This is a genomic window from Streptomyces sp. NPDC059564, assembly GCF_042735575.1.
In the GTDB taxonomy this organism is placed as follows: Bacteria; Actinomycetota; Actinomycetes; order Streptomycetales; family Streptomycetaceae; genus Streptomyces.
In genome coordinates, this window is the sequence record NZ_JBHWBP010000248.1 from 1 (window position 1) to 11413 (window position 11413).

Annotated in this window: 7 protein-coding genes and 2 pseudogenes; 1 reads left to right on the plus strand and 8 read right to left on the minus strand. The window is 73.7% G+C overall.

What is annotated here, in order from left to right; genetic code table 11:
* The 8 genes and pseudogenes from ACFV0Q_RS30005 to rimP all read right to left on the minus strand — a co-directional run.
* A pseudogene (locus ACFV0Q_RS30005) lies at positions 1-3491 on the minus strand (hypothetical protein); the annotation flags it as partial.
* Between the two features lie 288 nt (positions 3492-3779).
* Entirely contained in the window at positions 3780-4688 is a 909-nt protein-coding gene (gene truB / locus ACFV0Q_RS30010) for a tRNA pseudouridine(55) synthase TruB (protein ID WP_385009504.1), read from the minus strand.
* Entirely contained in the window at positions 4685-5143 is a 459-nt protein-coding gene (gene rbfA / locus ACFV0Q_RS30015; RefSeq protein ID WP_385009505.1) for a 30S ribosome-binding factor RbfA, read from the minus strand. Before rbfA ends, truB begins: the two co-directional genes overlap by 4 nt.
* A gap of 33 nt (positions 5144-5176) precedes the next feature.
* Positions 5177-5470, minus strand: a complete 294-nt coding sequence (locus tag ACFV0Q_RS30020; protein ID WP_030227569.1) for a DUF503 domain-containing protein — start codon at positions 5468-5470, stop codon at positions 5177-5179.
* A 187-nt stretch (positions 5471-5657) separates the two neighbouring features.
* A complete protein-coding gene (gene infB / locus ACFV0Q_RS30025; protein WP_385009506.1) occupies positions 5658-8783 on the minus strand; it encodes a translation initiation factor IF-2 in 3126 nt (1041 codons plus the stop codon).
* A gap of 148 nt (positions 8784-8931) precedes the next feature.
* Positions 8932-9219 carry a YlxR family protein gene (locus ACFV0Q_RS30030; RefSeq protein ID WP_385009507.1) on the minus strand — a complete coding sequence of 96 codons (288 nt, stop codon included), beginning with the start codon at positions 9217-9219 and terminating at the stop codon, positions 8932-8934.
* A gap of 133 nt (positions 9220-9352) precedes the next feature.
* Positions 9353-10441: a transcription termination factor NusA gene (nusA, locus tag ACFV0Q_RS30035; protein ID WP_385009508.1), complete on the minus strand. Its 1089-nt coding sequence runs from the start codon at positions 10439-10441 to the stop codon at positions 9353-9355.
* Positions 10442-10443: 2 nt separating this feature from the next.
* Complete coding sequence (gene rimP / locus ACFV0Q_RS30040; RefSeq protein WP_385009509.1) at positions 10444-10941, minus strand: ribosome maturation factor RimP; 498 nt, start codon at positions 10939-10941, stop codon at positions 10444-10446.
* 159 nt (positions 10942-11100) lie between these two features.
* Between rimP and ACFV0Q_RS30045 the strand changes: the two are divergent.
* Positions 11101-11413 (plus strand): annotated as a pseudogene (locus ACFV0Q_RS30045) (hypothetical protein); the annotation flags it as partial.

An 11413-nucleotide genomic window follows, 5' to 3' on the forward strand; every position in this document is an offset into this window, starting at 1 on the left:
CCGACCCCGCCCGCTGCCGCGCCCCCACCCGAGCCCCCGGCGGGGGCCCCTTCCATGACCCGGCCAACGGCAGCACCGTCGGCGGCGCCCGCACCCTCGCCGGGCCAGCCCCCCGGCGCCGTGTCCGCGCCGTCTACGCCCCCGGCCGTCCGGCCGCCGGAGGACGGACTCCCGCCGCGGCCGGTAGCCCCGGCCCCACCGGCGCACACCCGTCCCGGTCCGTGGTCGTGGGCCCAGCCCCCGGCGGGGGACCCGCCCCTGCCCCAACCACCGGCGTCTCCGGCATCGCCGGCAGACCAGTGCCCGGAGGACACCCCCCAGTCACCGACCCCGTCGGGCGCCCCAGCCCCACCAGCGGCACCCGTACGGGCCCGGCCCGGCCCGTCGTCGCTGGTGGGTGCCCCGCCCGCGCCCGAGCCAGCGGTTGCGCCGCCGCCGACGGGCCCGTCCCCGGACAGCGCCCCGGCACCACATGCGCCCCAGAAGGACGCATCCCGGCCCCGGCCAGGGGCCAAAGCATCATCCGCAACACCGGCAGCCGGCCCATCACCGCCAGCCGGGCTCGCGCTCCAACCGCCGTCTGCGGCCGTACCCCCGCCAGTCCGGTCCCCCGACGCAGCACCGCACGGCCCACGGCCACCATCCGGGCCCGTGCCCCAACCGCCGCCGGAAGCCATGCTCCCGGCGGACCTGTCCCCCGACGCAGCGCCGCACGGCCCACCGTCTCCAGCAGGGCCCGTGCCCCCACCGCCGTCTGCGGTCGCGCCCCTGCCGGGCCGGTCGCCCGGCGCGGCACCGCAGGCGCCACCGGAGGGCACACCGGAGGCGCCCTCACCCCGCGCAGCGGGAGCCCAGCCACCGGCCCCGGCCCCGCCCGGGGCATCGGCACGTACCCGGCCCGGACCGGCGTCGTCGGCCCAGCCCCCGGCACTCCGACCACCGACACCGCCGGCGGCCTCGCCGCCGGACGGTCGGTCCCCGGGCGGCCCTTCCATGCCGCCCGCGGGCCTGGTCATCCGGCCGCCGGGGGATGCGTCCCCGAGAGTGTCCCCCTCCGCCCCGGGGGCCCGGTCCGCTCCAAGGCTGGAGGCCGCGCTGCAGCTCCCGCCCGGGGCGGAAGAGCGTGCCGCCCAGCCCTCGGCAGAGCCCGGCCCCGAGGACCAGACCCCGTCGGGCCGCTCCCCCGCAGCCCCGGGGGACGTCCCACCGGCAGTCCGGGGGCGGCACGGCACGTCAGCATCGCGCCCCCCGTACGCGGCCCGGCCTCCCTCCGAAGCATCGGCTCCCACCGGGCCCTCAGAGGAACCCGGCCCCTGGTACCACCCTCCGGGCCACGCGCCGCCCGTCCCGGCAGGGTCCTGAGGAGGCCCGCCCCAGCCCTCGGAGGAACCCGATCCGCGACACGAACCCCCGGCCAGCTCGCCCCCGGCACCACGCCCAGTCCCGGCAAGGCTCTGAAGGGGACCGCCCAGGTCCTCCGAGGTACCCGGACCGCGATCCCAACCCCCCGTCGGCGCACCCCCGGCACCACGCCCAGTCCCGGCAGGGTCCCGAAGGGGACCGCCCAGGTCCTCGGAGGAACCCGATCCGCGATCCCAACCCCCAGCCAGCGCGCCCCCGGCACCACGCCCAGTCCCGGCAAGGCCCTGAAGGGCTCCGCCACAGCCTTCGGGGGAACCCGGCCCGTGGTGCCAGCCCTCGGTCGGCCCGCTGTCGGCGAGCCGGGTTCCGGCCGGGCCTTGAGGAGGCCCGGCCCAGCCCTCGGCGGAGGCCGGTCCCGGGGTAGCCGCCGAGGGCGTGTCGGGGGCCGGGGGCCCGGGGGGTGGGGTGGGTTCGGGGGTGGCGAGGCGGAGGGCCGTGCGGAGGGCCAGGAGGTCCAGGTGTGCCGCGAAGACCTCGTCACGGCCCGGGCGCCCCGCAGTGACCCCGGCGGCGCGGATCCCCGCGAGCAGGCTCAGGGTGAGCGGGTGCCGCGCGTCGGCCTCCCGCACCCCGTCGTCCGGGATCCCCAGGCGGGCCCGGGCGGTCCGCGCCTCGGCCTCGGTCAGGTCCCCGACGGGGAGCGCGGGCGGCAGCCGCCGGGCCGTCCGGGGCGGGGTGTACAGCACCTCGGGCGGGTACAGCTCCCCGGCCCGCTCCCAGTACTCGGGCCGGGCGGCGACCACCAGCCTGGCCCCGGTCACGCCCAGCCACCCGGCGGTGGCTCCGGTCCACGGCCCGAGGCGGTGCGCGAGCTGCGGCGGCATCTCCTCGGGGGTGTCCAGCACCACCAGCAGCGCCCGCCCGGCGGCCCCCGCCAGCCCCGCCACGCGCTCGGCCGCCCCCCACGCCAGCGGCCCCGCAGCACCGCCCACCCGCTCAGCAGCCCCCCGGACCACCGGCCCGGCGACGGCACCGGCACCGGCACCGGCCCTCCCCCACGACACCGGCCCCCCACCCCCGGCGGCGACGATCCGGCCCGCCGCCGTGAGGGCCCGTGTCACGGCGTCGGCCAGCGAGGCGTCGTCCCCGTGCAGGTCGGCGCCGCGCAGCCAGAGCGTGGGCGCGGGGCGGGGCCCCCGCGCGCGGTCGGCGGCCAGGGCGGCGAGGGCGGTGGTGCGGCCGGTGCCGGGGAGCCCGACCAGGCCGAGGACCGCCCGGTCCCCCGCGGTGAAGCCGGCCAGTGCGGCGGCGATCCCGGGGCGTCCCACCGGCTCCGGTACGGGTCCGGCCCCCGCCGACGGGGGGACCGCCGGGCCGAGGGTGAGCGCGGTCAGCTCCAGCGCGCCCGCGAGGTTGAGGTCGGCCCCGTACACCGGCACGGTGGCGGAGTTGCGTTCCAGCAGGGTCGCGAGGGGACCGCCGGGGGCGGCCGCGGCGGCCGCGCGCAGGGGGACGGCGAAGCTTCCGGAGCGGTGCTCCGAGACGAGAGCGGTGCCGAGGACCGCGAGCACCGCTCCGGTCTCCGCGTCGAGGACCGGCCCCCCGCCGGCTCCGCCGCCGGGCCTCAGGGCGTCCCGGCCGTCCGTGCCGATCGCCAGCTCGACGGTGGCGGGCAGCAGGTGGGCGCGGTCCGCCGCGGTGTAGGTGACCTCCGCACCGGCGGTGAGCACCCGCGCCTGGCGCCAGCCCCGCGCGGGGAGGCGTACGTACGTCCCCGGAGCGATCACCTCGCGCATCGCGACGGGCAGCGGCCGCAGCCCCAGCCCGTCGGTGCGTACGAGGGCCAGTCCGAGTTCGGGCAGGGCGGTGACGTCCGCCGGGCCGGCCGCCCAGCACCGGTTCCCCGGGCCGTGCAGCACCACCCGGGCCGGTCCGTCGACGGCCTCGTGGCTGGTGATCACCGTTCCGCGGTCGTCGGCGACGAAGCCGCTGCCGCGCGGGCGTCCGGCCTCGTCGCAGACCCGGACGAGTTCCGGCGCACCGTCGAAGCCCCCGGCCGCGCCGGAGCCCGGTTCCGGCCCGGGCCCCGTCTCGGAACCCCTCGCGCCGCCTGTGACCTCGTCCGTCATCACCGCACCACTCCCCCGCCGCGGGACCCGTGGTCACGACGGTAGGCAAGTGAAGATCAGCACGAAAAGCACGCGAGGCGAAAGCGCCCCCTTACGCTCCCTCCATTCACTCCGAGCGCCTGCTCGGACGGGTGAATACGGGGCTCCGGGTGGATAGAGACCTACCCGAGGGGGGTCGTGGAGCGGTGAGCAGCAGTCCATGTGCGCTCACCGCTCCACGTCAACACCGAAAACACCGGTATCACCGGTATCACCGGCACCGCCGACGACACCGGCGTCCCGCACCGTTCAGACGAAGACCGCGAGCGACTTCGCCTTGCCGCCCTTGCTCTCCACGAGCCCGAGCAGCTGCCCCTGCGGCCCGTACACGGCGACCGTCCGGCCGTCCTGGTACTCGTCCGGCATGTCGATCCGCACCCCGTTGGCGAGCAGCGAGGCCCGCCGGGAGTCCAGGTCCCACCGCGCGAACGCGGCGGCGGCCGCCTCGCCGATCGGCATCACGGTCAGCTCCTCCTGGAGCTGGTCGAGCGTGCGCGCGCGGTCGAGCTTGTACGGGCCCACCCGCGTGCGCCGCAGCGCCGTGAGGTGGCCGCCGACGCCGAGGTCGGCGCCCAGGTCGCGGGCGAGGGCGCGGATGTACGTACCGCTGGAGCAGACCACGGAGACGACGAGGTCGACGACCTTGGTGCCGTCCTCGGCCTCCGCCTCCCGCATGTCGTAGACCTGGAACGACGAGATCGTCACCGGCCGGGCCGGGATCTCGAAGTCCTCGCCGTCGCGGGCGCGCTTGTAGGAGCGCACGCCCTTGATCTTGATGGCGCTGACCTTCGACGGGACCTGCATGATCTCGCCGCTCAGCTTGGCGATCCCCGCGTCGACGGCCTCCCGGGTCACCCCGGAGGCGTCGGCGGACGAGGTGATCTCGCCCTCGGCGTCGTCCGTGAGGGTGTACTGCCCGAGACGGATCGTCCCGAGGTACTCCTTCTCGGTCAGCGCGAGGTGGCCGAGGAGCTTGGTGGCCTTCTCGACGCCGAGGACGAGGACGCCCGTCGCCATCGGGTCGAGGGTGCCGGCGTGGCCGACGCGGCGGGTCTTGGCGATCCCGCGCATCTTGGCGACCACGTCGTGCGAAGTGAAGCCGGACGGCTTGTCGACGATGACAAGGCCGTCCGGAGTCTTCCCTGCGTCGGTGCTCATTCCGCGGCTGCGTCCTCGTCGTCTTCGTCCTCGTCGCCCGGCTTCTTGTACGGGTCGGCTTCGCCGGCGTACTGGGCACCGGAGGACACCTCCCGCACCTGGGCGTCGGAGGTCCGCGCCTTCTCGAGGAGGTCCTCGATGGTCTTGGCGTTCTCCGGGAGGGCGTCCGCGACGAAGGTCAGGGTGGGCGTGAACTTGGTTCCCGCCGCCCGGCCGACCGCGGAGCGCAGCACGCCCTTGGCGCTCTCGAGGCCCGCGGCCGCGCTGGCCCGGTCCTCGTCGTCGCCGTAGACCGTGTAGAAGACCGTGGCCTCCCGCAGGTCGCCGGTGACCCGGGTGTCCGTGATGGTCACGTGCGTACCGAGACGGGGGTCCTTGACGCCGCGCTGCAGCTTCTCGGCCACCACCTCCCGGATGAGGTCCGCCAGCTTCTTCGCCCGCGCATTGTCGGCCACTGGTCCGTCTCCTTCTTCCTTGCAGACAAGCAATCAGTCTTCATCACCATGGAACCGCCGCCTCACGGACAGCAGCTCCACTTCCGGACGCGCCGCGACCAGCCGCTCACAGCGGTCGAGCACGTCCGATACGAACCCCGCGTCCCCACTCACCAGGGCGACCCCTATACGGGCCCTGCGGTGCAGGTCCTGGTCGCCCACTTCGGCCGCGCTCACGGAGAACTTGCGTTGGAGCTCGGCGACGATGGGCCGGACGACGGAGCGTTTCTCCTTCAGCGAGTGGACGTCGCCGAGGAGCAGATCGAAGGACAGAGTCCCCACGTACATGCAGTTCCGGATGTCCCGCCGGTTCGGGTTAGGTGGCCCGCCGGGCCGTCACCCGGAAGGATCTCCCGGCCGTCGCGCGGCCGGTCATCAGAACCGTACACGCAACGGCCGGGGCCGATCGACGGATATTCCGCCGACCGGCCCCGGTGTTACAGCTGCCTACGACACGGTGCGAACCGCCTCGCGCTTACGCGCGGGGCTTCTCGCGCATCTCGTACGTCGCGATGACGTCGTCGATCTTGATGTCGTTGAAGGAGCCGAGGTTGATACCGCCCTCGAAGCCCTCGCGGATCTCGGTGACGTCGTCCTTGAAGCGGCGCAGACCGGAGATGGTGAGGTTCTCGGCGACGACCTTGCCGTCGCGCAGGAGCCGCGCCTTGGTGTTGCGCTTGACCTCGCCGGAGCGGATGAGAACACCCGCGATGTTGCCCAGCTTGGACGAGCGGAAGATCTCGCGGACCTCCGCCGTACCGAGCTCGACCTCTTCGTACTCCGGCTTGAGGAGACCCTTCAGGGCCGCCTCGATCTCCTCGATGGCCTGGTAGATCACCGAGTAGTAGCGGACGTCGACACCCTCGCGGTCCGCCATCTGCGCGGCACGGCCGGCCGCACGGACGTTGTAACCGATGACGATGGCGTCGGAGCCCATCGCCAGCGAGATGTCGGACTCGGTGACCGCACCCACACCGCGGTGCAGGACGCGGATGTCGACCTCTTCACCGACGTCGAGCTGGAGCAGCGAGGACTCGAGGGCCTCGACGGCACCGGACGCGTCGCCCTTGATGATGAGGTTGAGTTCCTGGACCAGACCGGCCTTGAGGACCGAGTCGAGGTCTTCCAGGGACACCCGGCGGACGCGCTTGGCGAAGTTGGCGTTGCGCTCACGCGCAGCACGCTTCTCGGCGATCTGACGGGCGGTGCGGTCCTCGTCGACGACGAGGAAGTTGTCGCCGGCGCCGGGGACGTTGGTGAGACCCAGGACCAGGACGGGGGTCGACGGACCCGCTTCCTCGACGTTGTTGCCCTTGTCGTCGAGCATGGCGCGCACTCGGCCGTAGGCGTCGCCCACGACCATCGTGTCGCCGACGCGGAGGGTACCGCGCTGGACGAGGACGGTGGCGACGGCACCGCGGCCGCGGTCGAGGTGGGACTCGATCGCAATACCCTGAGCGTCCTGCTCCGGGTTGGCACGCAGGTCGAGCGAGGCGTCGGCGGTGAGGACGACGGCCTCGAGCAGGGAGTCGATGTGCAGACCCTGCTTGGCGGAGATGTCGACGAACATCGTGTCGCCGCCGTACTCCTCGGCGACCAGACCGAACTCGGTGAGCTGACCGCGCACCTTGACCGGGTCGGCACCCTCGACGTCGATCTTGTTGACCGCGACGACGATCGGGACGCCGGCGGCCTTGGCGTGGTTCAGCGCCTCGATCGTCTGCGGCATGACGCCGTCGTTGGCCGCGACCACGAGGATCGCGATGTCGGTCGACTTCGCACCACGGGCACGCATGGCGGTGAACGCCTCGTGACCCGGGGTGTCGATGAAGGTGATGCGACGCTCTTCGTCGTTCACCTCGGTGGAGACCTGGTAGGCACCGATGTGCTGGGTGATGCCACCGGCCTCGCCCGCGACGACGTTCGTCTTGCGGATGGCGTCGAGGAGGCGGGTCTTACCGTGGTCGACGTGACCCATGACGGTGACGACCGGCGGACGCGGCATGAGGTATTCCTCGCCGCCCTCGTCCTCGCCGAACTCGATGTCGAAGCCCTCGAGGAGCTCGCGGTCCTCTTCCTCCGGGCTGACGATCTGGACGACGTAGTTCATCTCGCCGGCCAGCATCTCGAGCGTCTCGTCGGAGACGGACTGCGTGGCAGTGACCATCTCGCCGAGGTTCATCATCACGGCGACGAGCGACGCCGGGTTGGCGTTGATCTTCTCCGCGAAGTCGGTGAGGGAGGCACCGCGCGACAGGCGCACGGTCTCGCCGCCACCGCGCGGCAGCATCACGCCGCCGACGGACGGGGCCTGCATGGCCTCGTACTCCTGGCGCCTCTGACGCTTGGACTTGCGACCACGACGGGCCGGACCGCCGGGACGGCCGAAGGCACCCTGCGTGCCACCACGGGCACCGGGACCACCGGGACGCCCGCCGAAGCCGGGACGACCGCCGCCACCGGCACCGGCCGGACCGCCGCCGAAGCCGCCGCCACCCGGACGCGGGCCGCCGAAGCCGCCGCCGCCCGGACGCGAGCCCGGACCGGCCGGACGACCGGCGAAGCCGCCGCCCGCGGGACGACCGGCGCCACCGGGACGCGGACCGCCCGCACCGGGACCACGGCCACCGGGGCCGCCACCGGGACGGGGACCGGGACCACCGGCAGCGGGACGCTGCGGCATCATGCCCGGGTTGGGACGGTTACCGCCGGGAGCACCACCGGGACGCGGGGCGCCGCCCTGCGGACGGGGCATGCCGCCCGGGGTCGGACGACCCGCACCGGCGCCCTGGGGACGCGGAGCGCCACCGGGACCACCCTGCGGGCGGGGAGCACCCTGGCCGCCGCCGGCGCCGGGGGCACCGGGACGGGGAGCGCCGGCCGGACGGGGCGCCTGCGGGCGCGCCATGCCGGTGGAGCCACCAGAGGTGAACGGGTTGTTGCCCGGACGGGGACCCGCCGGACGGGCGCCCTGCGGACGCGGGGCCTGGCCACCGGGACCGGCGGGACGCTCGGCGCGCGCCGGAGCGGCACCGGCCGGACGCGGGGCGCCGGGACGGGCGCCGGCCTGGCCACCCTGACCCTGGGCCGGACGCTGCTGCGCCGGACGGGGGCCGGGAGCGGCGGCGGGACGCTCGGTGCGCGCCGGGGCGGCCGGAGCCGCCGGAGGCGCGGAGAACTCGGTCGCCACGGGAGCCGCCGGAGCGGGCTTCGGGGCGGCCGGAGCCTTCGGGCCGGGACGCGGGCCGGAGGCGGCCGGGGTCACCGGGGCGGCGGGCGCCGCGGCGGCCGGAGCCTCTGCGACGACCGGCTTGGGGGCCGGTGCGCCGGGCTTCGGCGCAGCGGGACGTGCAACGGCACCCGGGGTGGGAGCCCCGGGCTTGGCGGGCGCGGCCTTGCGGGGCGCGCCGGGCTTCGCAGCGGACTTGCCGGCGTTGCCGCCGGGCCCCTGCAGTGCGTCAGTCAACTTGCGTACAACCGGCGCCTCGATCGTCGAGGACGCCGAACGGACGAATTCACCGAGTTCTTGGAGCTTGGCCATGACGACCTTGCTCTCCACCCCGAACTCCTTGGCGAGTTCGTATACCCGGACCTTAGCCACTTCGCTCCTTTTAGGTCCGGGTTACGCCGGACCGTCGCTACTTCATGGGCGTACTCATCGCGTACTCATCGAGTGCTCATCGCAATCTCGACCTACTTCCAACTCGCGAGGTACCTGACCGCACGGCGTATCCGTGCCGTACTACTTCTTACGGTGTCGCCCCGGCCTCACCGGCCAGGGCTTTGCGCAGTTCCGTCGTGTCGAGCGCTCCGGCGGACCGAAGGGCCCGGGGGAACGCTCTGCGGCGGACCGCCTGGTCGAGGCAGACCACGGCAGGGTGCACGTAGGCACCCCGGCCGGGCAGCGTACCGCGTGGATCAGGGACGCATTCGTCCCCGATCGCCACGATGCGCAGCAGATCGCTCTTGGCCGCTCGCTCCCGACACCCCACACAGGTGCGTTCGGGGCATGCGCGGGCTTGCGTCCGGCCAGACACGCCTAAGTCTACCTCCCCGTACCGACCTCACCCCTTCAGGTGAAAAATCGAACGGATGTCGTTGTGATCCACCAGGGACCCCGAGTACTCGGGGTCCCTGTCTACCGGCCGGAAACCTCCGACCGGTACCGATTTATTCCCGGCCCCGGCCCTGACCACGGTCGTGGCCACGGTCGTGGCCACGGTCCTGGCCACGACTGTCGTCCCGGTCGCCGCCCCGGCCGCCGTCGCCGTCCCGGTCCGAGGGCTCCTCGGTGTCGGGGCGGATGTCGATGCGCCAGCCGGTGAGCCGCGCGGCGAGGCGGGCGTTCTGGCCCTCCTTGCCGATGGCCAGCGACAGCTGGTAGTCGGGCACGGTCACCCGCGCGGAGCGCGAGTCCCAGTCGACGACCTCGACCTTGCTCACCCGAGCGGGTGACAGGGCGTTCGCGACCATCTCCGCCGGGTCGTCCGACCAGTCGACGATGTCGATCTTCTCGCCGTGCAGCTCGGCCATCACGTTGCGCACGCGGCTGCCCATCGGGCCGATGCAGGCGCCCTTCGGGTTGAGGCCCGAACGGGTGGACCGGACGGCGATCTTGGTGCGGTGACCGGCCTCACGGGCGATCGCGGAGATCTCGACGCTGCCGTCGGCGATCTCCGGGACCTCCAGGGAGAAGAGCTTCTTCACCAGGTTGGGGTGGGTGCGCGACAGCGTCACGGACGGACCGCGGACACCCTTCGCCACCCGCACGACGTACGCCTTCAGGCGCAGTCCGTGCGTGTAGTCCTCGCCGGGGACCTGCTCCTGCACCGGCAGGATGGCCTCCAGCTTGCCGATGTCGACGAGGACGTTCTTGGGGTCCTTGCCCTGCTGGACGACGCCGGTGATGACGTCACCCTCGCGGCCGGCGAACTCACCGAAGGTCAGGTCGTCCTCGGCGTCGCGCAGACGCTGGAGGATCACCTGCTTGGCGGTCGTCGCGGCGATCCGCCCGAAGTCCGACGGCGTGTCGTCGAACTCCTTGGGCTCCTGGCCCTCTTCGAGGTCCCTCGGGTCCTCCGTCGCCCACACGACCACGTGACCATTGGTGCGGTCGAGCACGACGCGGGCACGGCGGAAGCTGCCCTCGGTGCGGTGGTACGCGATGAGGAGGGCCGACTCGATCGCCTCGACGAGCAGGTCGAAGGAGATCTCCTTCTCCCGGACCAGACCCCGCAGGGCACTCATGTCGATGTCCACGGCTACGCCTCCTCTTCCTTCTTGTCCTTGCGGTTGAACTCGATCTCGACACGCGCCTTGGCGATGTCGGTGAACGCGATGCGGCGGGCGGTCGCCTTGCGGCCCTTCACGCCCGGTACTTCGAGGTCCATGCCCTCGTCGTCGACGTCGAGGATGCGGGCGATCAGTTCCCCGCCCTCGGCCAACTGGAACTTCACGAGGCGGCCGATCGCCCGAACGTAGTGACGGTGCTCGCTGAGCGGGCGGTCCGCGCCCGGGGAGCTGACTTCGAGGACGTACTCGTCCTCGCCCATCACGTCGGATGCGTCGAGCAGGTCGGAGACCTCACGGCTCAGCTCGGCACAGACGTCCAGCTCCACGCCCTCATCGGAATCCACCACGATCCGCAGCATCCGGCGCTTGCCCGCCTTGGACAGCTCGATCTCCTCGAGGTCCAGGCCCTTGGCGGCGACGAGCGGCTCCAGCAGTCCGCGCAGCCTGTCGCTCTGGGTCGTGCTCATCCGGGTGACTCCTCGGCCGCGTGTGCTGTTGTGGTTTTCCGTCGCGTGTCAGGTCAAAGGGTATCCGGTCGCGGGGGGTGTTGCCGTCCGCGCTCCCGGCGGGCCCCCCGGGTACCGTGATCACACCTCTGCCCCGACACCACCCCCGAGGACGGCGCCGTGCCCTGGACCCTGCCCGTGAGGCCCTCGCGAAGGAGCCTGCTCGCCGGAGCCGCCGGTGCGGCCGGGGCCGCCCTGCTCACCGGGTGCACCGGTGGGGGCGGCCCGGCCGGAGCGGATACCGGGATTCCACTCGAACGGCGGATGCGGGAGGGCGCCGTTCGTGACAGTGCGCGGCTGCTGGAACGTTACGACGCCACCGCGGCCGTCCACCCCGGCCTGGCGGAGCGCCTCGCGCCGCTGCGCACGGCCGTCGCGGCGCATGCGGCGGCCCTGGCCTTCGCGGAGCCCGACGGCGGCGGCCGCACCCCGT